The sequence below is a fragment of the Saccharopolyspora sp. NPDC049357 genome (assembly GCF_040677225.1).
Taxonomy (GTDB): Bacteria; Actinomycetota; Actinomycetes; order Mycobacteriales; family Pseudonocardiaceae; genus Saccharopolyspora.
The window spans coordinates 1-22,217 of the sequence record NZ_JBFAQJ010000039.1; the positions used below are offsets into that span (position 1 = coordinate 1).

A 22,217-nucleotide genomic window follows, 5' to 3' on the forward strand; every position below is an offset into this window, starting at 1 on the left:
GCTTGGGTGTGGTTGCTAAACACCCCCCCCACACAATCCTTATGAGCGGGGCTGGTTGATCCGAGCAGGATCAACCAGCCCCGCTTTTTCGTCGTGAGGTTCTTCGGCCGTGGTCCCGGCCGGTCGGAGCGGGTCGACGAGCTGTACGATTTGTAGAAGGCGGTTCGGTCGTGGCTGTTCAGTCCCGCTCGGGGCTTGGATGACAGCACGGGCGCAGGTGGTCGATCAAGACCCCGCGATGACGGGCGCGCTAAGCCAGGGCTACTACCTTGGTAAGATTTTTTGGCTTTTCTTCTTCAGGAGGTTCGGTGTCCGGTTCCGACGACAAGCGCGGCGGTCCCCGCCGCGGGGCCGGTGCCGGCCGCAGCGGCCAGGGCGGCCGCGGCAACTACGACCGCAAGCCAGGCGGCAACTCGCAGGGCCGCGGCTCGTACGGTGGCCCGCGGCGCGACAACGACGGTGGTCAGCGTCGCTTCAACGACCGGGACAGCCGGGGCGGAGAGCGCGGCGGCTACCGCGGCGACCGCAGCCGGGATGACCGGGGTGGGTTCCGCAACGATCGGAACGACCGCGGTGGTTACCGGGGCGACCGGGACAACCGGGGTCCGCGCGACGATCGTGGTGGGTTCCGCAACAACCGCGACCGGTTCAACGACAACGATCGCCGGGGCCCGCGCGACGACCGCAACCGGGATGACCGAGGCGGCGCCCGCCGTGACGATCGTCCGCGGCGTGATGACCGGCGTGATGATCGTCGGGACAACCGGGGTGGCGACTTCCGTCGCGATGACCGTGGCCGGGACAACCGGGGCGCGGATCGCGGTGGCTACCGCAACGACCGCAACCGCGACGACCGCGGCGGCTTCAAGCGTGACGACCGCCCCCGTCGTGACGACCGGGACAACCGCGGGAACTTCAACCGCGATGACCGCCCCCGCCGCGATGACCGTGGCGGCCGCGATGGTTTCCGGCGTGATGACCGGCGTGATGATCGTCGGGACAACCGGGGTGGCGACTTCCGTCGCGATGACCGTGGCCGGGACAACCGGGGCGCGGACCGGGGCGGCTACCGCAACGACCGCAACCGCGACGACCGCGGCGGCTTCAAGCGCGATGACCGCCCTCGTCGTGACGACCGTGGTGGTTTCAAGCGTGACGATCGCCCGCGTCGTGATGATCGGGACAACCGCGGGAACTTCAACCGCGATGACCGCCCCCGTCGTGACGACCGTGGTGGTTTCAAGCGTGACGATCGCCCGCGTCGTGATGATCGGGACAACCGCGGGAACTTCAACCGCGACGATCGTCCCCGTCGTGACGACCGGAATCGGGATGACCGTCCGCGCCGCGACGACCGTGACAACCGTGGCGGCTTCAAGCGCGACGACCGACCCCGCCGCGACGACCGCGGTGGCCGGCGCGACGACTTCAAGAAGAAGGACGGCTTCCGCAAGGACGACGGCGGCTTCAAGCGCGATGATCGCAAGCCGGAGCGCAAGGACGACGATGCGCCGAAGCCGGTCGAGCCGGAGCTCCCCGAGAGCGGCGTCGACCCGTCGGAGCTGGACCCGGAGGTCCGCCGCGAGCTGCTGTCGCTGCCGAAGGGCGCTGCCGACAAGGTCGCGCAGCACCTGGTCGCAGCCGGTCAGCTGATCGACGAGGACCCCGAGCGCGCCCTGGCGCACGCCCGCTTCGCGCGGCAGAAGGCCTCCCGGACCCCGTCGGTTCGCGAGGCCAACGGTCTCACCGCCTACCTGACGGGCGAGTGGAACGAGGCGCTGTCCGAGCTGCGCGCTGCGCGGCGGATGGGCGGCGGCCCGGGCCACCTGGCGATCATGGCCGACTGCGAGCGGGCGATGGGACGTCCGGAGCGGGCGATCGAGCTGGTGCGCAGCGAGGAGGCGTTGCAGCTCGACAAGGAGGACGAGATCGAGCTGCGGATCGTCGCGGCCGGCGCGCGGCGCGACCTCGACGAGATCGAGGCGTCCGTGGTCAGCCTGCAGATCCCGGAGCTGGACCCGAAGGTCCAGGAGCCGTGGAGCGCCCGGCTGTTCTACGCCTACGCCGACAACCTGCTGGCGGCCGGTCGCGAGCGGGACGCCTTCACGTGGTTCGTCCACGCGGCGCACGCCGACGACGAGGAGGAGACCGACGCTCCCGAGCGGCTCGAGGAGCTCGCGGTGCAGCTCGGTGGTCCCGAGGTCGTCGAGGAACTGGTCAACGAGGCCGAGGCCGCGGCGGAGATCGACGACGACGATGACGACCTCGATGAGGACGACGTCGATGGAGAAGATCTCGACGAGGACGACGAGGACGACGAGGACGACGAGGACGACTTCGACGAGGACGACGTCGAGGAAGGCGATCTCGACGAGGACGACGAGGCGGACGCGGACGACGTGAAGGTCGACGAGGACGGCGCCGACGCCGAGCCCGCGGCCGAAGGAGGATCGCGGACGCAGTGAGCGGCATGCTGCTCGACGATCACGACGTCGTGCTGTTCGACCTGGACGGCACGGTGTACCGGGGCGGGGAACTGGTCCCCGGCGCGCTGGAAGCGATCCAGCGGGTGCACGACCGCGGCGTGCCGGTCCGCTACGTCACCAACAACGCCTCCAAGCCCGATCGGGCGGTCGTCGACCACCTGATCGGGCTCGGGCTGAAGGCCGAGCGCAGCGAGGTGAGCACCAGCGCCCAGGCGGGTGCTGCGATGCTCGCCGAGAAGCTGCCCGCCGGATCCCGGGTGCTGGTCGTCGGTTCCGCAGCGCTGGAGTCCGAAGTGGACCGGCTCGGTCTGGTGCCGGTCACCGAGTTCGCCGACGAGCCGGTCGCGGTGGTGCAGGGCCTGTCGACGGACCTGGGCTACCGCGACTTCGCCGAGGCGTGCCTGGCGATCCGCGACGGCGCGTTGTGGGTGGCGTGCAACGCCGATCGCACGCTGCCCACCGAACGCGGGCTGATGCCCGGCAACGGCGCCTTGGTCGAGTTGCTGCGCGCGGCCACCGATCAGGACCCGCTGGTCGCGGGCAAACCGGAGCGTCCGCTGCTCGACCGCGCGGTGTCGTCGGCCGGAGCCGATCGGCCGCTCATGGTCGGGGACCGGCTGGACACCGACATCGCCGGTGCGGTGAAGGCGGGCATGCCCTCGTTGATGGTGCTCACCGGTGTCAACACGCCTCGCCACCTGCTGGAGGCCGTGCCCGGTGAACGGCCGGGCAGCGTCGCGGCCGATCTGCGCGGCCTGTTCTCGCCCCAGTCCGAGGTCGCCATCGCCGCACAACCGGCGTGGTCGGTGACGGTCGGCGACCGGCTCGAACTGTCCTCGCGGGGTGACGGCGACGAGCTCGGTGCGCTGCGCGCGCTGTGCGCGGCGTGGTGGTCGGCGGGTTCCGGACCGGTGCAGGTGGAGGGCAGCGACGACGCGGCGCGCGCGGCGCTGCGGGTGCTGAACATCGACTGACCTGACGGGAACGTCCTGGATCAGTCGGCTAGCGTGAAGGTGGTGCCGCGCAACGTTCGCGCCCACCGGTGATCGAGGGGAGTACCCGCCCATGACCTCTCCGTGGCAGCAGCAGGCGCCCAACCCGGCGATGCTGGCGCGTCAGGCCGACGACGGGCAGTCGGCGATCGACGCGATCTCCGCGGCGATGACCGAGCTCGACGAGGTGCGCGATCAGCCCGTCGCCGAGCACGTGCAGCGCTTCGAGAACGTGCACAGCTCGTTGACCGAGGCGTTGTCGAAGGCCGACCACCTGCAGTCCCAGAACACCCCTCGGAGTTGACGAAGTGCCTCGCAAGGCGCGCCTGGACGCCGAACTGGTTCGGCGCGGGCTGGCCCGGTCCCGGGAACACGCTGGAGAACTGGTCGCGGCAGGCCGGGTGAGCGTGCGCGGCATGATCGCGCGCAAGGCCGCCACCGCCGTGGAGATCGACGCACCCGTGCTGGTCACCGACGACGTCGACGACCCGGGCTGGGCTTCGCGCGGCGCCCACAAGCTGGTCGGCGCGCTGGAGGCGTTCGAGCCCGGCGGGCTGTCGGTGGCGGGCAAGCGTTGCCTGGACGCGGGTGCTTCCACCGGCGGGTTCACCGACGTGCTGCTGCGTCGCGAGGCTCGAGAGGTCGTCGCCGTCGATGTCGGGTACGGCCAGCTGGTGTGGAAGTTGCAGACCGACGAGCGGGTGCACATCCACGACCGCACCAACGTGCGGTCGCTGACGCCCGAGGACATCGGTGGCCAGGTGGACCTGGTGGTCGCGGATCTGTCGTTCATCTCGCTGAAGCTCGTGCTGCCCGCGCTGGTCGCCTGCGCCACCGAGAACGCTGATCTCGCCCTGATGGTCAAACCGCAGTTCGAAGTGGGCAAACAGCGGCTAGGCTCGGGTGGCGTGGTGAGGGATCCGCAGCTGCGCGCCGAAGCGGTGCTGGAAGTGGTCGACTTCGCCGCCGAGCACGGATTGGGACTGCGCGACGTCGTCGCCAGCCCGCTTCCGGGCCCGTCCGGGAACGTCGAGTTCTTCGTCTGGCTGCGGCCGGGCGCCGAAGCGGACCACGATCGCGCCAGCAGCATGGTGGCGGACGCGGTCGAGCGCGGACCGCAGACGTCGACCAGGAATTCATCCCGGCAAGGGAGTGGGAGTTGACCCGACGGGTGCTGCTGGTGGTGCACACCGGCAGGGAGCAGAACCTGCGCACAGCGGAGAAGGTCGCCGGTCGTCTGCTCGACGCGGGGATCGAGGTCCGGGCGCTCGCCGGCGAAGCCGATGAGCTGCGGGAATCCGCCTGCGAGGTCGCGAGACCGGACGAGAACCCCGCTGTCGGCACCGAGCTCGTGCTCGTGCTCGGCGGTGACGGCACGCTGCTGCGCGCCGCCGAACTCGCCCGACCCGCCGGGGTGCCGCTGTTCGGGGTGAACCTCGGCAGGGTCGGGTTCCTGGCCGGTGCCGATTCCGACGCCCTCGACGAGGCGATCGCCGCCGTCGTCGAATCCCGCTACCACGTCGAGGAGCGGATGACCCTGGAGGTCACCGCGACGCTCAACGGCGACCAGGTCGCCTCCACCTGGGCGCTCAACGAGGCCAGCGTGGAGAAGAGCAGCCGGGAACGGATCCTGGACGTGGTCGTCGAGGTCGACGGCCACCCGGTGTCGGCGTTCGGCTGCGACGGCGTGCTGTGCTCGACCCCGACCGGTTCCACGGCCTACGCGTTCTCCGCGGGCGGTCCGGTGGTGTGGCCGGACGTCCAGGCGCTGCTGGTCGTGCCGAGCAACGCCCACGCGCTGTTCGCGGGCCCGCTGGTGGTGTCGCGGGATTCCCTGGTGGCGATGGAGATCGACCAGCACGGTCACCACGCGGTGCTGTGCTGCGACGGTCAGCGGCAGTTCGACCTGCCGCCCGGGGCGCGCGTGGAGGTCGTCGGCGGTTCGACGCCGATCCGCCTGGTGCGCCTGCACGACACGTCGTTCACCGATCGGCTGGTTCGGAAGTTCGAGCTGCCCGTCCAGGGATGGCGCGGACCTGCCAAGTAGCGACCGCCGGCCGAGCAGATCGAACACAGTGTCTAACGATTTCGGTGGCGATCACCGCAGTGGGGCGTTCTCCGGCGCTCGGTGCCGATAGGGTGCTGTGTGTGTTGGCGGAGATGCGTATCCAGGGACTGGGCGTCATCGACGACGCCACGCTCGCACTGCACGCCGGCCTGACCGTGGTCACGGGTGAGACGGGCGCGGGCAAGACGATGGTGGTCACGGGACTCCATCTGCTCAGCGGCGGCAGGGCCGACGCCTCGCGGGTCCGGTCCGGTGCGCAGCGTGCCGTCGTGGAGGGCCGTTTCGCGACCACCCCGGACTCACCGGCGGCGAAGGTCGCCGGCGACGCCGGTGCCGAACCCGACGACGATGGAAGCCTGATCGCGCTGCGCACGGTGACCTCCGACGGGCGTTCGCGGGCGCACCTCGGCGGGCGTTCGGTGCCCAACGGCGTGCTCTCCGAGCTCTCCGAGCAGGTGCTCGCGGTGCACGGGCAGAACGACCAGCTGCGGCTGCTGCGCCCCGGAGAGCAGCGCGCGGTGCTCGACCGCTTCGCCGGTGAACCGGTGCTGCACGTGCTGGCCGACTACCAGCGGGTTCGCACCGAGTGGGCCGAGGTGGTGGGCGAACTCACCGAGCGCACCGAGCGCTCCCGCGAGCTGTCCCGCGAAGCCGACCTGCTGCGCCACGGGCTGGCCGAGATCGAAGCCGTCAACCCCGAAGCGGGCGAGGACGTTTCGCTGGTCGACGAGGCGCGGCGACTCGCCGACGTGGACCAGCTGCGGGAGATCGCCGCAGGCGCCCAGCACGCGCTGTCCGGTTCCGCTGACGCCGACCCGGAGGCGCCGGGCGCGATCGGGTTGATCGGGGAGGCCGCCCGGCGGCTGTCCTCCTCGGAGGACCCGGCCCTGCGGGAACTCGAACCGCGCGTGGCCGAGGCCGTTGCCGTGCTCTCCGACGTCGGCGGCGAACTGGGCGCCTACCTGGACAAGCTCGACGCCGACCCGGCCCGCCTGGAGCAGGTGCTGGCCCGGCAGGCCGAGCTCAAGCAGCTCACCAAGAAGTACGCGGCCGACGTCGACGGGGTGCTGGCCTGGGCGGAGGACGCCCGCTCGCGGCTGTCCGGAATGGACACCTCCGAGGAGGCGCTGGCCGCGCTGGCGGCCCGCCGCGACGAGCTCGCGGTGGAACTCGCCGAACACGCCAAGGTGCTCAGCGCGGCCCGCGCCGAAGCAGCCGTGCGCCTGGCCGACGCGGTCTCGGAGGAGCTGTCCGGACTGGCGATGGCGCAGGCCAAGCTGCAGGTCCTGGTGCACGCCAAGGAAGCCGAGGACGGCGACCCGAACGGGATCCCGGTCGACGACCGCAGGCTGCACGCCGGGCCGGAGGGCGTCGACGAGGTCGAGCTCCAGCTCGTCGCGCACTCCGGAGCGCCCGCGCTGCCGATCCACAAGGGCGCCTCGGGCGGTGAGCTCTCCCGCGTCATGCTGGCGCTGGAGGTCGTGCTCGCCGACGCGGACACCGTGCCCACGCTCGTCTTCGACGAGGTCGACGCCGGTGTCGGCGGTCGCGCGGCCGTGGAGATCGGACGTCGGCTGGCCCGGCTCGCGCGCACCCACCAGGTCGTCGTGGTCACCCACCTCCCGCAGGTCGCGGCGTTCGCCGACCGGCACCTGGTGGTCGACAAGGGCCAGGTGGACGGCGGTCTCACCAAGAGCGACGTGCGCCTGGTCGCCGACGAGCGCCGAGTGGTGGAGCTCGCGCGCATGCTCGCGGGCATGGAGTCGACCGAGACCGGTCGTGCGCACGCCGAAGAGCTGCTCGAGACCGCGAAGACCTACAAGCTAACGCAAGAGAAGTTCGGCCGAAAGAACAAGAGCGGCAAGGCCTCCAAGTAGCTCTGTGGTCGCCCTGCTTGACGGTGCGGGTGGCGGAACCTCAGACGCCGTCTGGCTCCGGGATCCGAGACTCGAGTATGAACGGATACGCGGCGCTACGGCTGTCCTCGCCAGACGACGTCTGAGAACCCGCGGCGGCGCGAGTTGGTTGCTCGGGACAAGGAGAAAGCGACTGCGTCGCTTGCCTGACGGCTGGGCCGACATGAACGACTAGGCCGAAAGGTTCTTTGTGCGCTGCGGCATATGGCGCAGTGGTTTCGGCGTGGCGCGGCCACGATCGGTGATTGGTTTGTCACCATCGGCTCATGAAAATCAGCGGACTGCTGACTCGACAGCAGGAGGACCTGCCCGGTCTCGCCGGGGTCGCCAGGGTGGAACGCCGCTCCGGTGATCTGCCACGCCGGGTCCGCGCCGGTGACATCGCGGTGATCGACCACGCCGACCTGGATCGGCGCAGCGCCGAGGCACTGGTGGCGGCCGGGGTGATCGGTGTGGTCAACGCCGCCCCGTCGATCTCCGGGCGCTACCCGAACCTCGGCCCGGAGGTGCTGCTCGCCGCCGGGATCGCGCTCGTCGACGGCGTCGGAAGCGACATCCTCAACCAGGTCAAGGACGGCGCGAAGATCCGCCTGTTCGAGGGCGGCGTCTTCGCCGGGGAACGCGAGCTGGGGCGCGGCGTCGAGCAGGACGCCAACTCGGTCGCCGACCAGCTCATCGAGGCCAAGGCCGGGATGTCCACGCAGCTGGAGGCGTTCTCCGCCAACACCATCGAGTTCCTGCGCACCGAGCGCACGCTGATCCTCGACGGCATCGGCGTTCCCGCGCTCTCCGGTTCCATGGAGGGTCGGCAGGTGCTGGTGGTCGCGCCCGGTTACGGCCACGCCGACGACCTGCGCACCCTCAAGCGCTACATCCGCGAGTACAAGCCGGTGCTGATCGGCGTCGAGGGCGGCGCCGACTCCCTGCAGCGCGCCGGATACAAGCCGGACGTCATCGTCGCCGCCCCGGACACCGTCAGCACCGCCACGCTGCGCAGCGGTGCCGAACTGGTCATCCCCGCGCACCTGGACGGGCACGCGCCCGGCCTGGAGCGCATCCAGGACCTCGGCGTGGGCGCGATGACCTTCCCCGCCTCCGGCAACCCGGAGGACCTCGCGCTGCTGCTGGCCGACGCGCACCAGGCGAGCCTGGTGGTGACCGTCGGGTTCCAGGCCACGCTCAGCGAATTCCTCGACCGCGGCCGCTCGGGTTCGAACCCGTCGACGTTCCTGACCCGGCTTCGGCTGGGCAGCAAGGTCATCGACGGCCCGGCAGTCGCCGCGCTGCAGCGCAGCCGCACGCCGATGTCGGCCGTGGTGCTGCTGGTGCTGGCGGTGCTGCTGGTGGTCGCCGTGGCGCTGCTGGTGTCCGGGCTCGGCGCCGCCGCCATGAGCCAGATGGCCGACACCGCCGGTGTCGTGTCGGCCTACTTCAAGGGGCTGTTCTCGTGATCACGCTGCGCTACCACATCATCTCGATCGCCGCGGTCTTCCTCGCGCTGGCCGTGGGCGTGGTGCTGGGCACCAGCTCGGTCAGCGAAGGCCTGCTGACGGCTATGAGCGGGGAGAAGCAGGAGCTGCGCGCTCAGGTCGACGAGTTGGGTGCCGAGCGCGCCCAGCTCAAGGCCCAGGCCGACGCCGCCGACCAGTTCGACACGACCATCGCGCCGATGGCCGTGCGGGATCAGCTCGCCGGTCGCAGCGTCGTGGTGATCAGCTCCGCCGACACCGACGACGGCCAGCGCACCGCGATGACCAAGCTGCTGCGCGACTCCGGCGCCGACATCACCGGTGAGGTTCGCCTCGGCGAGGCGCTCACCGACCCGGACCGCACCGACCAGCTGCGCGGCGTCGTCACCCAGCTGCTGCCCGCCGGGGTCCAGCTGCCCACGGCGGCGGACCCGGGCACCCTCGCCGGCGGACTGATCGGCCCGCTGACGCTGGTCAACCCGCAGACCGGGCAGCCGCAGGCCGCCGACGACGCCCGCGCGGCGGCGCTGTCCGGCCTGGCCGGTGGCGGCTACGCGACCGCGTCGGAGGGACTGCGTCCCGCGCAGCTGGCGGTGGTGCTCACCGGCGGTCGCGTGGAGGGCGACAACGCGGCGGACCGGGCGACGGCGCTGGCGCGCTTCGCCACCCAGATCGACCGCTCCGGGCAGGGCGCTGTCCTGGCCGGTACGACCGGGTCCGCCGACGGGCGCGGTGCGGTCGGCGTGGCGCGCGTGGACCCGGCGATGTCGTCGAGCCTTTCCACGGTGGACAACGCGGAGACCGGTGCCGGTCGAGTGGCGGTCGTGATGGCCGCCCGCGAGCAGGCGGACCGGCAGGCCGGGCACTACGGTGTGGCCAGCAGCGCGCAGGGGCCCGTGCCGGGCACCCGCGGCGCTTCGTGACCCGCGGGTTCGCCCCTGGTCGTGCGCGGTTCACCGAGACGTCACGGTTGACCGGCCGGTAGGCCGCCGGATGGCGGTTGACCCGGCCGGTTCGCGTTTTCCAGGTAGGGCGGGTCTCGGTGCGGGCCTCGACCGTCGTGCGTTAGGCTGGAATTCCGTGGGAGCGACGGATCCAGCCGTCCTGCCAGCGCAGAAATCCAGCCAGGCGACGGCTTGACCACGGGGAGCTTTTCTTGGTGCCGCAAGCACGCACTATCAAGCATGTTTTCGTAACGGGGGGCGTTGCCTCGTCGTTGGGGAAGGGGCTCACGGCGTCCAGCCTGGGCGAACTGCTCACCTCCCGCGGCCTGCGGGTGACCATGCAGAAGCTCGACCCTTACCTGAACGTCGATCCGGGGACGATGAACCCCTTCCAGCACGGTGAGGTGTTCGTCACCGAGGACGGCGCCGAGACCGACCTGGACATCGGTCACTACGAGCGGTTCTTGGACCGCGATCTGACCCGCAACGCCAACGTCACCACCGGCCAGGTGTACTCCGCGGTCATCGCCAAGGAGCGCCGCGGCGAGTACCTGGGCGACACGGTGCAGGTCATCCCGCACATCACCGACCAGATCAAGGCCCGCATCCGGGCCATGGCCGAGCCCGACGAGAACGGCGTCACGCCTGACGTGGTGATCACCGAGGTCGGTGGCACCGTCGGCGACATCGAGTCGCTGCCGTTCCTGGAGGCCTGCCGCCAGGTCCGCCACGACGTGGGCCGGGACAACTGCTTCTTCCTGCACGTCTCGCTGGTGCCGTACCTGGCGCCGTCGGGCGAGCTCAAGACCAAGCCCACCCAGCACTCGGTGGCGGCGCTGCGCAACATCGGCATCCAGCCGGACGCGCTGGTCTGCCGCGCCGACCGCGAGCTGCCCTCCGACCTCAAGCGCAAGATCGCGCTGATGTGCGACGTCGACACCGACGGCGTGGTGGCCTGCCCGGACGCGCCGTCGATCTACGACATCCCGAAGGTGCTGCACAGCGAGGGCCTGGACGCCTACATGGTGCGCAGGCTCGGCCTGCCGTTCCGCGACGTCGACTGGTCGGTGTGGGGCGACCTGCTGGACCGGGTGCACAACCCGTCCGAGCGGGTGCGCATCGCGCTGGTCGGCAAGTACGTCGACCTGCCCGACGCGTACCTGTCGGTGACCGAAGCCCTGCGCGCGGGCGGGTTCGCCCACCACGCCAAGGTGCAGATCTCCTGGGTCGGTTCGGACACCTGCGAGACCGACTCCGGCGCGGCGCAGGCCCTGGCCGGCGTGGACGGCGTGCTGATCCCGGGCGGGTTCGGCGTGCGCGGCATCGAGGGCAAGCTCGGCGCCATCCGCTACGCGCGGACCAACAACATCCCGGTCCTCGGGTTGTGCCTGGGCCTGCAGTGCATGGTGATCGAGGCGGCCCGGTCGCTGGGCGGTCTGGAACGCGCGAACTCCACCGAGTTCGAGGAGCCCTGCCAGCACCCGGTGATCAGCACCATGGCCGACCAGCACGACGTGATCTCGGGTGATCGGGACATGGGCGGCACGATGCGGCTGGGTTCCTACCCGGCGAAGCTGGGCGAGGGCTCGATCGTCGCCCAGGCCTACGGCACCACCGAGGTCCACGAGCGGCACCGGCACCGCTACGAGGTCAACAACTCCTACCGGGACCGGCTGAGCAAGGCCGGCGTGGTCTTCTCCGGCACCTCGCCCGACGACCGCCTGGTCGAGTTCGTCGAGCTGGACCGCGAGATCCACCCGTTCTTCGTGGGCACGCAGGCGCACCCGGAGCTCAAGAGCCGTCCGACCCGCCCGCACCCGCTGTTCGCGGCGTTCGTGAAGGCGGCCATCGACTACCAGGCGGCCGAGCGGCTCCCGGTGGAGCTGGAGACGGCCGCTCCGGAGCCGGAGTCCGAACCCGCCGGAGCTTGATTCATCGCAGGTGAGCGGCCCGCACGACCGGTGACGGTGGTGCGGGCCGCTTCATCGGCGGGCGATCGGCTCTAGGGTGGTCCTCGTGGAGACCACGGGTAGCGGTGTCGCGCGCACCAACGGAGAGCACGAGTTCACCACGCTGGCCAGCGAAGACGTCTACGTCGGGCGGATCCTGGCGCTGCGGGCGGACGAAGTGGGCATGCCCGGCGGAGGTCACGCCCGCAGAGAGGTCGTCGAGCACTACGGCGCCGTGGCCATCGCCGCGATCGACGAGCAGGACCGGGTCGTCCTGGTCCACCAGTACCGCTATCCGGTCGGCCGCAGGCTGTGGGAGCTCCCCGCCGGTCTGCTGGACGTGGCCGGCGAGCCGCCGGTGCGCACCGCGCAGCGCGAGCTCGCCGAGGAGGCGGGACTGGCCGCCGAGGACTGGTCGGTGCTGGTCGACGTGGCCACGTCGCCGGGCTTCACCGACGAGGTGGTGCGCGTGTTCCTGGCCACCGGGCTGTCCGAGGCGACCCGTCCCGACGCCGTCGGCGACGAGGAAGCGGACCTGGTCATCGAGCGGTTCCCGCTGGCGGAGGCGGTGCGGATGGCGTTCGCGGGGGAGATCGTGAACGGTCCCGCGGTGGCCGGTCTGCTGGCCGCCAAGGCGGCCCGCGACGGTGTCGCGCAGACCCGCCCGGCCGACGCCGAGTGGATCGACCGCCCGCTGCGATTCGCCGCCCGGTGAAGGGTTTCGAGTCGCTGCCGCCGGGGTTGCGCACCGCCGTCGGCGAATACCTCGACCACCTCGCGGTCGAGCGCGGAACCGCGCGCAGCACGCTGGACTCCTACGCCCGCGACCTGCGCAGGTACGCGGAATTCCTGATGACCCGAGGCGTTTCCGGGCTCGGTGAGGTGCGCACCGAGCACCTGGCGGAGTTCCTGGCGCAGCTGCGCGAAGGCGTCGAAGGCCGGCCGCCGCTGGCGTCGTCCTCGGCGGCGCGGGCGCTGGTGGCCGCGCGCGGCCTGCACCGGTTCGCGCACGCCGAGGGCAGGATCGCCGTCGACGTGGCGCGCGAGGTCGCCCCGCCGAGCCCGCCGAAGCGGCTGCCGAAGGCGCTGTCGGTCGACGACGTGGGACGGCTGCTGGAGCACTCCGGCGGCGACGATCCGCGAGGGCTGCGGGACAGGGCGCTGCTGGAACTGCTGTACTCGACCGGAGCCCGCATCTCCGAGGCGGTCGGGCTCGACGTCGACGACATCGACCGCACCGACCGGACCGTTCTGCTGGACGGAAAGGGCGGCAGGCAGCGGCTCGTGCCGATCGGGCGTCCCGCGCTGGCGATGCTGGAGGCGTACCTGGTGCGGGCGCGGCCCGTGTTGGTGGCGCGCGGGCGAGGCAGTTCGGCGGTGTTCCTGAATTCGCGCGGAACCGGACTTTCTCGCCAAAGCGCGTGGAACGCGTTGAAAACAGCTGCGCAACGGGCGGGAATCGCGGAAACGGTTTCACCGCACGTGCTGCGCCATTCCTTCGCCACGCACCTGGTCGAAGGAGGGGCTGATGTGCGCGTGGTGCAGGAGTTGCTGGGGCACGCTTCGGTGACGACGACGCAGGTGTACACGCTGGTCACGGTCAACACGCTTCGGGAGGTCTACGCCACGGCACATCCGCGCGCGCACCTTTCGGGGTGAGATCACCGCTTGCGCATGCGCGCGTTCACCGAAAGCGGTAGATCTTCATCACACGAACATCACGAACTTCCGCCGACCCAATTACCGACACGACGGCGAGGCACGTTGCCGCAGGTCGTTTGAGCGACTTAGGCTGCGATCGATCGCCACCGGTACCGAAGGAGTCAGATCGCCATGTCGTTGCCGCATCCTTCCGCCGCCCGGCGGCCTCGGGGCGCGGTCGACCTGAGCATCGCCCCCGAGACCACGGGTCCTGCGGCCAACGCCGATCAGAACCAGGACGCCCGCGGTCTCGGTCCCACCGGTCGGCCGCTCCGGTACATCCCCGAACCTCCGCTGCTGGACGAGCACGGTCCCGCTTCGGTGCTGGCGATGTGCAACCAGAAGGGCGGCGTCGGCAAGACCACTTCGACGATCAACCTCGGTGCCGCGCTCGCTGAACACGGGCGCCGGGTGCTGCTGGTGGATTTCGACCCGCAGGGCGCGCTTTCGGTCGGCCTCGGCGTTCAGCCGCACCAGCTCGACCAGACGATCTACAACGTCATCATGGAGCGCGGGGTCGCCGTCGAGGACGTGGTGCGCCGCACCACCGTCGAGGGCATGGACCTGCTGCCCAGCAACATCGACCTCTCCGCCGCCGAGGTGCAGCTGGTCACCGAGGTCGGCCGCGAGCAGACCCTGCACCGCGTGCTGCGGCAGTCGATCGAGGAGTACGACTACATCCTGGTGGACTGCCAGCCCTCGCTCGGCCTGCTCACGGTGAACGCGCTGGCGGCCGCCGACGGCGTCATCATCCCGCTCGAGTGCGAGTTCTTCAGCCTGCGCGGGGTGGCGCTGCTGATCGACACCATCGAGAAGGTGCGCGAGCGGCTGAACCCGAAGCTGGAGATCAGCGGCATCCTGGCGACGATGTTCGACCCGCGCACGTTGCACTCCCGCGAGGTCATGCAGCGCGTGGTGGAAGCGTTCGGCGACGTCGTCTACGACTCGGTGATCAACCGGACGGTGCGGTTCCCGGAGACCACGGTCGCCGGTGAGCCGATCACCAGGTGGGCGCCGCGTTCCGCGGGAGCCCAGGCGTACCGGGCGCTGGCCCGCGAGGTGATCGCTCGATGACGCGTCGGGTCGCCCTGCCCGGGGCCGCTGAACTGTTCCGTACTACTGTGCCTCGGACGGATCAGGCCTCCGCGCCGCAGGAGGACCCGACGCCGCCCGCCCCGGTCAAGGAGCAGGGGCGAGCGAGGTCGGCGGGTTCCGGTCGGCGCAAGCACGATTCGAAGATCACCGTGTACGTGTCCGACGAGGAGTTGCTGGGTTTGGAGCAGGCTCGGCTCGCGTTGCGGGCGGACCACGGCATCGCCGTGGACCGCGGTCGCGTCGTGCGCGAGGCGATCGCGGTGCTGCTGGCCGACTTCACCGAGCACGGTGCGGACTCGGTGCTGGTGCGGCACCTGCGGGAGTCCGGCGAGTGACCGATGCCCCGCAACCCGGCGCCGAACTCGCACCGTCCGACGCCGGGGTCGATGCAGCACAACAGGATTCCTCGTTAGCTGAGGCCGAAGCGCAGCCCGGTGACGGGAAGTTCACCGTGCGGCTGGAGAACTTCGAGGGTCCCTTCGACCTGCTGCTCCAACTGATCTCCGCGCACGAGCTCGACGTCACCGAGGTGGCGCTGCACAAGGTCACCGACGAGTTCATCGCCTACACCCGCACGCTCGGTGAGCACTGGGACCTGGACGAGACCACCGAGTTCCTGGTGGTCGCCGCGACCCTGCTGGACCTCAAGGCCGCCCGGCTGCTGCCCGCCGCCGACGTCGAGGACGAGGCCGACCTCGCGCTGCTGGAAGCCCGCGACCTGCTGTTCGCGCGGTTGCTGCAGTACCGCGCCTACAAGCAGGTGGCCGCGCTGTTCGCCGAGCTGGAAGCCGGTGCGCTGCGCCGCTACCCGCGCTCGGTGTCGGTGGAGGAGCGCTACGAGAACCTGCTGCCGGAGGTGGTGATCGGCGTCGACCCGCAGCGGTTCGCCGAGATCGCCGCGTCGGTGTTCCGGCCGAAACCGCCGCCCACGGTGTCGCTGGACCACATCCACCAGCACGGGGTGTCGGTGCGCGAGCACGCCGCCCTGCTGCGGGTGCGGCTGGCGGAGAAGGGCACGTTGACCTTCACCGACCTGGTGTCGGACTGCGGGCACACCGTCGAGGTGGTGGCCAGGTTCCTGGCCCTGCTGGAGCTGTACCGGGAGAAGGTCGTGCAGTTCGAGCAGGACAGCCCGCTCGGCGAGCTGCAGGTGAGCTGGGTCGGCGGCAGCATCGCCCAGGCGCAGGCCGAGGCCGAGGCGCAGCGAGCCAACCGGGAAGAAGAGGAGTACGGCTGATGGCCGCCGAAGCGGAACCCGAAGTCGACGCGCAGCCGGACGAGGTGACGGGTCCGGAGGGTGCCGAGGTGGGCGGCGAAGCTCCCGCCGAACCCGCACCGGAGGCGGCTGCCGATGAGGCGGTGGAGACCACCGGGGCTCCCGACCTCACCGCCGATTCCGAGCTGGATGCCGCGCTGGAGGCGTTGCTGCTGGTCGTGGACGTGCCGGCGGGGGACGAGCTGCTCGCGGAGACGCTGGAGCAGCCGGTCGCCCGGGTCCGATCCGCGCTGCGGAGGCTTTCCGAGGGCTACGCGGAGAGCGAGCGCGGCATCGAGCTGCGCTACGTCGGTGACGGCTGGCGCTTCTACTCGCGCGAGAAGTACGCGCCCTACGTCGAGCGCTACCTGCTCGACGGGCAGCGGACCAAGCTGACCCGCGCTGCGCTGGAGACCCTCGCGGTGATCGCCTACCGGCAGCCGGTGACGCGCTCCCGCGTCGCGGCGGTACGGGGTGTGAACGTGGACGGCGTCATCCGTACCCTTGTGGGGCGCGGCCTGATTAGCGAGGCCGGCACCGACCCGGAGACGGGCGGCATCCTGTACTGCACGACCGAGCTGTTCCTGGAACGGCTGGGGCTGTCGTCGCTCAAGGACCTGCCGCCGCTCGCACCCCTGTTGCCCGAAGTGGATTCGATCGATGACGTCTGAACGCCGTTCCCCCTCCAGTGCCGCGAAGGACCCCAACGAAGAGGGGGTGCGCCTGCAGAAGGTGCTGTCGCAGGCCGGTGTCGCGTCTCGGCGGGCGGCCGAGGAGATGATCGTCGAGGGCCGCATCGAGGTCAACGGCGAGGTCGTCATGGAGCTGGGCCGTCGCGTCGACCCGGAGACCGCGGTGATCCACGTCGACGGCAGCCGGGTGATGACCAACAGCAACCTGACGCACCTGCTGCTGAACAAGCCCGCCGGGATCCTGTGCACCATGTCCGACGACAAGGGACGTCCGTGCATCGGTGACTACCTGCGGGAGCGCCAGGGCAAGCTGTTCCACGTGGGGCGCCTGGACCAGGACACCGAGGGTCTGCTGCTGATCACCAACGACGGTGAGCTCGCCAACCGGCTGATGCACCCGTCGTACAAGGTGCGCAAGACCTACATGGCCGAGGTGCTGGGACCGATCCCGAAGGACCTCGGGCAGCGGCTGCGCGAGGGCGTGGAGCTGGAGGACGGCCCGGTCAAGGTGGACCGCTTCAAGCTGGTCGACCAGAACCAGAACCGCGCGCTGGTGGAGATCGTGCTCCACGAGGGCCGCAAGCGCATCGTGCGCCGGCTGCTCAAGCACGTCGGACACCCGGTGCAGCGACTGGTGCGCACCCGCATCGGCGACGTGCAGCTCACCACCGAGCGCCAGGGCGCGATCCGCCCCCTCAACGGCCAGGAGGTCGCGTCCCTCTACAAGATCGTCGACATGTGAGCTTCCGCTGAAGAAGAATCCGCGGCCGGGAAATCCCGGCCGCGGATTCTTCTTCCAGGGGGTGAACCGCTCACGCGGTTTGGGGCTTGCGCATCAGGACCGCGCGGGCGAGTGGCTCGACGACGCGGGCCGCGACCGGGCCGATGATGGCCATGAGCAGGACGTAGGCGGTGGCCAGGGCCGCGAGTTCGCCGTCGACCGCGCCGGAGGACACCGCCAGGCCCGCGATGACGATGGAGAACTCGCCGCGCGCCACCAGGGCCGCGCCCGCGCGCAGCCGGCCCATCCGGGCCACGCCCTGCATGCGGGCCGCGATCCACCCGGTGAGGACCTTCGTGGCGCAGGTCAGCACGGCCAGGCCCAGCGCGATCGGCAGCACCGGCGGGATCTGGACGGGATCGGTGTTGAGGCCGAAGACGACGAAGAACACCGCGGCGAACAGGTCGCGCAGCGGCTCGAGCATGCGGGTCGCGTTCTGCGCCGTGGACCCGGAGATCGCGATGCCGAGCAGGAACGAGCCGACCGCGGCCGAGACCTGCAGCTCGGAGGCCAGCCCGGCCACCAGCAGCGCGGCACCCAGCAGCCGCAGCAGGAACACTTCGGGGTCGGGGCTGTCCACGATCGCCGAGACGTACTTGCCGAAGCGCAGCGCGATCAGCAGCACCACGGTGATCACCAGCAGCGAGATGCCGACCGCGGTCAGACCGCCGACGAAGCTCACCCCGGCCAGCAGCGCGGTGAGGATCGGCAGGTAGACGGCCATCGCGAGGTCTTCGAAGACCAGGATCGACAGGATCACCGGCGTCTCGCGGTTACCGAGCCTGCCCAGGTCGCCGAGGACCTTGGCCACGATGCCCGACGAGGAGATGTAGGTGACGCCGGCCATCGCCAGCGCTGCGATCGGGCCCCAGCCCAGCATGAGCGCCACGAGCGCTCCGGGAGCGGCGTTGAGCACGATGTCGATCAGCCCGGCCACCCAGGAGCGGCGCAGTCCGGTGACCAGTTCGCCCGCGGAGTACTCCAGCCCCAGTAAGAGCAGCAGGAGCACCACGCCGATCTCGGAGGCGATGTGGGTGAATGGCTGGATGCCGTGCAGCGGGATCAACCCACCGGTGCCGAACGCGACTCCACCGAGCAGGTACAGCGGGATCGGTGATATGCCGATCTTCCACGCGAGTCTCCCGAGGATGCCGAGACCGAAGAACACCGCTCCCAGCTCGATAAGGGAGATCGCCGTGTCGTGCACCGTGTTTCCTCTCGCGTGTTCCCTGCGTATGGAGTTGTGACGGTCGGTCGGCGTCGACCTCCGCCGGCTCAGCCCTGGGTGAGGATCTCCCCGGCCGCCCGCAGCCCTTCGGCCGTGCCCACCACGACCACCAGGTCACCGGCGGCGAAGACGAAGTCCGGCCGCGGCGACGGGTGGACGACGCTCTCCCGCACCACCGCGACGATCGACACCGAGGTGCGGGTGCGCATCTCGGTGTCGCCCAGCTCGCGGCCGGCGTAGGGCGAACCGGCGGGGACCGGCAGCTGCCAGGTGGTCACCCCGGCGACCTCCCGCTGCTGCTCGGAGAGCTTCGACACCAGCTGAGGCGCCCCCAGCAGACCGGCCAGCGTGCTGGTCTCGGTACTGGACAGCTCGACCGAGGCGGCGACCTTGTCCGGGTCCTCGTGGTCGGAGACGATCAGCTCGAAACGCCCGTCCCGATAGGTGATCACCCCGACGCGGTGACCAGATCCAGTGGTGAAGTCCTGGCGCGTGCCGAGCCCCGGCAGCGGAGTCACAGTTACGTCCACTCGTGGAACCCTAAAGGGCTTCACGTCTATTCCTTGATCCGCCCGGAGGAGTCCCGGTCTCGGTCCGGTTCCGATCCCGAACCGGACGCGATTGGGATTCACCGGTGGCGGCCAGGCAGAATGGTTGGTTGGTTCCGGCGATCCGCCGGGAAGGATTCTGCGAACGGGGAGGAACGGCGACGTGGCGCAGGCCAGGCTTCGTGGAGTAGTGGCTCTCGACGGACCGTCGGGTACCGGCAAGTCCACGGTGTCGAAGAAGTTGGCGGCGGCTCTCGGCGCGACCTACCTCGACACCGGTGCCATGTACCGGGCCGTGACGCTCGCGGTGCTGCGCGCGGGGATCGACCCCACCGACGCCGCAGCGGTGACCCGGGTGGCCCGCGCCGCAGAGCTGGGCATGGGAACCGACCCGCTCGCGCCTGCCGTGCGGCTCGACGGCGCGGACGTGGAACCGGAGATCCGCGGTCCCGAGGTCACCGCCGCCGTCTCGGCGGTCTCCGCGGTGCCCGAGGTCCGCGAGCTGCTGGTGGCGATGCAGCGCGAGCTGATCGGCGTCGCGATCGACGATCCGGGCGGCATGGTCGTCGAAGGCCGCGACATCGGCACGGTCGTCGTGCCGGACGCAGGTCTGAAGGTGTACCTGACGGCCTCCCCGGACGCGCGCGCCGCGCGCCGGACCGCGCAGGACGCCTCCGACGGCCGCGAGAGCGACCTGCGCAGCACCCACGCCGATGTGCAGCGCCGCGACGCGCTGGACTCCGGCCGCAAGGTGGCGCCGCTGCGCCAGGCCGAGGACGCCGTCGAGGTCGACACCACCGACCTCGACATCGCGGGGGTGCTCGAACAGCTCACCAAGCTCGTGGAGTCGCGCGGGCTGCTGGGAGGTGCGGCATGAGCGCGGAGCTTCCCGAGGGCACCTCGGCCGGCCTGCACCGCGTGGCCCGGTGGATCTCGCGCTGGCCGCTGCGGCTGCCGTTCCGCGTGAAGGTGCGCGGTCGCGAGCGGATCCCGCGCAGCGGTCCGGTGGTCCTGGTGGCCAACCACAGCTCGCTGCTGGACGGTCCGCTGCTGCTGGGAATGGTTCCGCGCCCGATGGTGTTCCTGATCAAGCAGGAGATGTTCAGCGGTGCGCTGGGCTGGTTCCTGACCCGCATCGGGCAGATCGGCGTCCGGCGCGGTGAACCCGATCGAACTCCGCTGCTGACCGCGGTCCGCGTGCTCAAGGGCGGCGGTGTGGTCGGGGTGTTCCCCGAGGGCACGCGCGGTTCCGGGGAGATCGACAACGCCCAGCACGGGGCGGCGTGGCTCGCGCGCGCTTCGGGGGCGCAGATCCTGCCGGTGGCGTGCCGGGGCACCCGACGTCCCGAAGGCTCGGGCCGTAGGCTGTTGCCCAGGATCGACGTGTTGTTCGGGGAGCCGATTTCCCCGGCGGGCGGCAAGGGCCGCGCCGGGCTGGTGGCGGCCACCGAGACCGTCCGCAACGAACTGGTCGCGCTGATCGCCGAGTTGGATCGGCAGGTCGCCGACCGGACCAATGACGATGTGAGAGGTAAACGAGCGTGACCGACGAGTCGCTGGAGGACCTGGACGGCACGTGGTCCGACGAGTCCGAATGGGCGGAGTTCGACGAGGCCGCCGCGCAGGGCGACGAGGCGCCGCCGAAGCCGCAGCCGGTCCTGGCCGTGGTCGGGCGCCCCAACGTGGGCAAGTCCACCCTGGTCAACCGCCTGCTGGGGCGTCGTGAGGCCGTCGTGCAGGACACCCCGGGCGTGACCCGGGACCGCGTCGCCTACGACGCGCTGTGGAGCGGTCGCCGCTTCACCGTGGTCGACACCGGTGGTTGGGAGCCCGATGCCAAGGGCCTGCAGAGCGCGGTGGCGGCCCAGGCCGAGCTGGCCATGCACACCGCCGACGCGATCGTGCTGGTCGTCGACGCCAAGGTCGGCGCCACCGCCACCGAGGAAGCCGTGGCCCGCGTGCTGCGCCGCTCGAAGCGGCCGGTGATCGTGGTGGCCAACAAGGTCGACGACGAGCGAGGCGTGGCCGACGTGCACTCGCTGTGGTCGCTGGGCTTGGGCGAGCCGATGCCGGTCAGCGGTCTGCACGGGCGAGGCTCGGGCGACCTGCTGGACAGGGTGCTGGAGGCGCTGCCGGAAACCCCGCGCGAGGTCTTCGGCGCCACCGGCGGACCCCGCCGCGTCGCGCTGGTCGGCAAGCCCAACGTCGGCAAGTCCAGCCTGCTCAACAAGCTCACCGGCGAGGACCGCTCGGTGGTGCACGACGTCGCCGGCACCACCGTGGACCCGGTCGACTCGCTGGTCGAGCTCGACGGCCAGGTGTGGCGCTTCGTCGACACCGCCGGCCTGCGCAAGCGGGTCAAGACCGCCAGCGGCACCGAGTACTACGCGTCGCTGCGCACCAAGGCCGCCATCGAGGCCGCCGAGGTCGCGATCGTGCTGGTCGACGGTTCGGAGCCGATCAGCGAGCAGGACCTGCGGGTGATCACGATGGTGGTCGAGGCGGGGCGCGCGCTGGTGCTGGCCTACAACAAGTGGGACAAGGTCGACGACGACCGCCGCAATCAGCTGGAGAAGGAGATCGACCGCGAGCTGGTGCGGGTGCGCTGGGCGGAGCGGGTCAACGTCTCGGCGCTGACCGGCCGCTCGGTGGCCAAGCTGGCTCCGCAGCTGCGCACCGCGCTGGACTCCTGGGACACCCGGGTCTCCACCGGTCGCCTCAACGGCTGGCTCAACGAGCTCGTCGCGGCCAACCCGCCGCCGGCGCGCAGCGGTCGTCAGCCGAAGATCCTCTTCGCCACCCAGGCGCAGACCCGGCCGCCGACGATCGTGCTGTTCACCACCGGCTTCCTGGAGGCCGGCTACCGGCGGTTCCTGGAGCGCAAGTTCCGCGAGACCTTCGGGTTCGTCGGCAGCCCGGTGCGGATCTCGGTGCGGGTGCGCGAGCGCAAGGCCAAGGGCAAGCGCGGCTGAGCAACTCGCCTCTCTCAGCGGTGCGGTAGCAGGTCGAGCAGGCGGCGAGGGCCGCGTGTTCGGGTGGTGCGTGCGCTGAGGACATCCGCTGCCGTTAGTCTGCTGGCGACCCTCGGGAACG

The 22,217-nt window shown here is 70.8% G+C and carries 22 protein-coding genes; 19 read left to right on the forward strand and 3 right to left on the reverse strand.

Translation table 11 applies throughout. The features are described 5' to 3' along the window. Nucleotides 1–296: 296 nt before the first annotated feature. On the reverse strand, nucleotides 297–1,685 hold the full coding sequence (locus tag AB0J91_RS26050) for a hypothetical protein (RefSeq protein WP_363873706.1): 1,389 nt from the start codon (nucleotides 1,683–1,685) through the stop codon (nucleotides 297–299). A 120-nt stretch (nucleotides 1,686–1,805) separates the two neighbouring features. Here AB0J91_RS26050 and AB0J91_RS26055 point away from each other — a divergent pair, with 120 nt between their 5' ends. From AB0J91_RS26055 to AB0J91_RS26130, 16 genes are all read left to right on the forward strand, one after another. Then, nucleotides 1,806–2,465, forward strand: a complete 660-nt coding sequence (locus AB0J91_RS26055; protein WP_363873709.1) for a hypothetical protein — start codon at nucleotides 1,806–1,808, stop codon at nucleotides 2,463–2,465. A 5-nt stretch (nucleotides 2,466–2,470) separates the two neighbouring features. After that, entirely contained in the window at nucleotides 2,471–3,460 is a 990-nt protein-coding gene (locus AB0J91_RS26060) for an HAD-IIA family hydrolase (protein ID WP_363873841.1), read from the forward strand. A gap of 91 nt (nucleotides 3,461–3,551) precedes the next feature. Further along, complete coding sequence (locus tag AB0J91_RS26065; RefSeq protein ID WP_207918964.1) at nucleotides 3,552–3,782, forward strand: hypothetical protein; 231 nt, start codon at nucleotides 3,552–3,554, stop codon at nucleotides 3,780–3,782. A 4-nt stretch (nucleotides 3,783–3,786) separates the two neighbouring features. Further along, the gene (locus tag AB0J91_RS26070) at nucleotides 3,787–4,641 is read left to right on the forward strand and encodes a TlyA family RNA methyltransferase (RefSeq protein ID WP_363792257.1); all 855 of its coding nucleotides are present in this window, start codon (nucleotides 3,787–3,789) and stop codon (nucleotides 4,639–4,641) included. Continuing rightward, the gene (locus AB0J91_RS26075) at nucleotides 4,638–5,525 is read left to right on the forward strand and encodes an NAD kinase (RefSeq protein WP_363792255.1); all 888 of its coding nucleotides are present in this window, start codon (nucleotides 4,638–4,640) and stop codon (nucleotides 5,523–5,525) included. The genes AB0J91_RS26070 and AB0J91_RS26075 overlap by 4 nt, the downstream gene beginning before the upstream one ends. Before the next feature lie 101 nt (nucleotides 5,526–5,626). Beyond that, complete coding sequence (gene recN, locus AB0J91_RS26080; RefSeq protein WP_363873712.1) at nucleotides 5,627–7,423, forward strand: DNA repair protein RecN; 1,797 nt, start codon at nucleotides 5,627–5,629, stop codon at nucleotides 7,421–7,423. 305 nt (nucleotides 7,424–7,728) lie between these two features. Next, the gene (gene steA / locus AB0J91_RS26085; RefSeq protein ID WP_363873715.1) at nucleotides 7,729–8,913 is read left to right on the forward strand and encodes a putative cytokinetic ring protein SteA; all 1,185 of its coding nucleotides are present in this window, start codon (nucleotides 7,729–7,731) and stop codon (nucleotides 8,911–8,913) included. After that, nucleotides 8,910–9,854, forward strand: coding sequence for a copper transporter (locus tag AB0J91_RS26090; protein WP_363873718.1), 945 nt, complete (start codon nucleotides 8,910–8,912; stop codon nucleotides 9,852–9,854). Before steA ends, AB0J91_RS26090 begins: the two co-directional genes overlap by 4 nt. A 233-nt stretch (nucleotides 9,855–10,087) precedes the next feature. Further along, nucleotides 10,088–11,806 (forward strand): CTP synthase, encoded by a 1,719-nt coding sequence (locus tag AB0J91_RS26095; protein ID WP_363873721.1) that lies wholly within the window; start codon nucleotides 10,088–10,090, stop codon nucleotides 11,804–11,806. Between the two features lie 76 nt (nucleotides 11,807–11,882). Next, nucleotides 11,883–12,539, forward strand: coding sequence for an NUDIX hydrolase (locus tag AB0J91_RS26100; RefSeq protein WP_363873724.1), 657 nt, complete (start codon nucleotides 11,883–11,885; stop codon nucleotides 12,537–12,539). Next, nucleotides 12,536–13,483 carry a site-specific tyrosine recombinase XerD gene (xerD, locus tag AB0J91_RS26105; protein WP_363873727.1) on the forward strand — a complete coding sequence of 316 codons (948 nt, stop codon included), beginning with the start codon at nucleotides 12,536–12,538 and terminating at the stop codon, nucleotides 13,481–13,483. The genes AB0J91_RS26100 and xerD overlap by 4 nt, the downstream gene beginning before the upstream one ends. 174 nt (nucleotides 13,484–13,657) lie before the next feature. Further along, nucleotides 13,658–14,599 carry a ParA family protein gene (locus AB0J91_RS26110; RefSeq protein ID WP_363873730.1) on the forward strand — a complete coding sequence of 314 codons (942 nt, stop codon included), beginning with the start codon at nucleotides 13,658–13,660 and terminating at the stop codon, nucleotides 14,597–14,599. Continuing rightward, on the forward strand, nucleotides 14,596–14,955 hold the full coding sequence (locus AB0J91_RS26115) for a hypothetical protein (RefSeq protein WP_363873732.1): 360 nt from the start codon (nucleotides 14,596–14,598) through the stop codon (nucleotides 14,953–14,955). The genes AB0J91_RS26110 and AB0J91_RS26115 overlap by 4 nt, the downstream gene beginning before the upstream one ends. Next, nucleotides 14,952–15,857: a segregation/condensation protein A gene (locus AB0J91_RS26120; RefSeq protein ID WP_363792237.1), complete on the forward strand. Its 906-nt coding sequence runs from the start codon at nucleotides 14,952–14,954 to the stop codon at nucleotides 15,855–15,857. Before AB0J91_RS26115 ends, AB0J91_RS26120 begins: the two co-directional genes overlap by 4 nt. Continuing rightward, the gene (gene scpB / locus AB0J91_RS26125; RefSeq protein WP_363873735.1) at nucleotides 15,857–16,546 is read left to right on the forward strand and encodes an SMC-Scp complex subunit ScpB; all 690 of its coding nucleotides are present in this window, start codon (nucleotides 15,857–15,859) and stop codon (nucleotides 16,544–16,546) included. Before AB0J91_RS26120 ends, scpB begins: the two co-directional genes overlap by 1 nt. Further along, on the forward strand, nucleotides 16,536–17,309 hold the full coding sequence (locus tag AB0J91_RS26130; RefSeq protein ID WP_363792233.1) for a pseudouridine synthase: 774 nt from the start codon (nucleotides 16,536–16,538) through the stop codon (nucleotides 17,307–17,309). The genes scpB and AB0J91_RS26130 overlap by 11 nt, the downstream gene beginning before the upstream one ends. Before the next feature lie 70 nt (nucleotides 17,310–17,379). On the opposite strand, the gene AB0J91_RS26135 is transcribed toward AB0J91_RS26130, so the two are convergent. Together AB0J91_RS26135 and AB0J91_RS26140 are read right to left on the reverse strand one after the other, a co-directional pair. Continuing rightward, the gene (locus tag AB0J91_RS26135; protein ID WP_363873738.1) at nucleotides 17,380–18,555 is read right to left on the reverse strand and encodes a cation:proton antiporter; all 1,176 of its coding nucleotides are present in this window, start codon (nucleotides 18,553–18,555) and stop codon (nucleotides 17,380–17,382) included. A 68-nt stretch (nucleotides 18,556–18,623) separates the two neighbouring features. Continuing rightward, a complete protein-coding gene (locus tag AB0J91_RS26140; protein ID WP_363873741.1) occupies nucleotides 18,624–19,106 on the reverse strand; it encodes a TrkA C-terminal domain-containing protein in 483 nt (160 codons plus the stop codon). A 181-nt stretch (nucleotides 19,107–19,287) separates the two neighbouring features. On the opposite strand from AB0J91_RS26140, the gene cmk reads away from it, so the two are divergent. The 3 genes from cmk to der are packed head-to-tail and all read left to right on the forward strand — an operon-like array spanning nucleotide 19,288 to nucleotide 22,096. Further along, nucleotides 19,288–20,001 carry a (d)CMP kinase gene (gene cmk / locus AB0J91_RS26145; RefSeq protein ID WP_363873744.1) on the forward strand — a complete coding sequence of 238 codons (714 nt, stop codon included), beginning with the start codon at nucleotides 19,288–19,290 and terminating at the stop codon, nucleotides 19,999–20,001. Then, nucleotides 19,998–20,669 carry a lysophospholipid acyltransferase family protein gene (locus AB0J91_RS26150; protein WP_363873747.1) on the forward strand — a complete coding sequence of 224 codons (672 nt, stop codon included), beginning with the start codon at nucleotides 19,998–20,000 and terminating at the stop codon, nucleotides 20,667–20,669. Before cmk ends, AB0J91_RS26150 begins: the two co-directional genes overlap by 4 nt. A gap of 11 nt (nucleotides 20,670–20,680) precedes the next feature. Continuing rightward, entirely contained in the window at nucleotides 20,681–22,096 is a 1,416-nt protein-coding gene (der, locus tag AB0J91_RS26155; protein WP_363792296.1) for a ribosome biogenesis GTPase Der, read from the forward strand. Nucleotides 22,097–22,217 lie beyond the last annotated feature (121 nt).

Bases quoted from the DNA above. Each gene is read 5' to 3' on its own strand.
- AB0J91_RS26055 (WP_363873709.1), top strand. From the start codon at position 1,806: ATGGGCGGCGGCCCGGGCCACCTGGCGATCATGGCCGACTGCGAGCGG.
- AB0J91_RS26060 (WP_363873841.1), top strand. From the start codon at position 2,471: ATGCTGCTCGACGATCACGACGTCGTGCTGTTCGACCTGGACGGCACG.
- AB0J91_RS26065 (WP_207918964.1), top strand. From the start codon at position 3,552: ATGACCTCTCCGTGGCAGCAGCAGGCGCCCAACCCGGCGATGCTGGCG.
- steA (WP_363873715.1), top strand. From the start codon at position 7,729: ATGAAAATCAGCGGACTGCTGACTCGACAGCAGGAGGACCTGCCCGGT.
- AB0J91_RS26110 (WP_363873730.1), top strand. From the start codon at position 13,658: ATGTCGTTGCCGCATCCTTCCGCCGCCCGGCGGCCTCGGGGCGCGGTC.
- AB0J91_RS26115 (WP_363873732.1), top strand. From the start codon at position 14,596: ATGACGCGTCGGGTCGCCCTGCCCGGGGCCGCTGAACTGTTCCGTACT.
- scpB (WP_363873735.1), top strand. From the start codon at position 15,857: ATGGCCGCCGAAGCGGAACCCGAAGTCGACGCGCAGCCGGACGAGGTG.
- AB0J91_RS26130 (WP_363792233.1), top strand. From the start codon at position 16,536: ATGACGTCTGAACGCCGTTCCCCCTCCAGTGCCGCGAAGGACCCCAAC.
- AB0J91_RS26150 (WP_363873747.1), top strand. From the start codon at position 19,998: ATGAGCGCGGAGCTTCCCGAGGGCACCTCGGCCGGCCTGCACCGCGTG.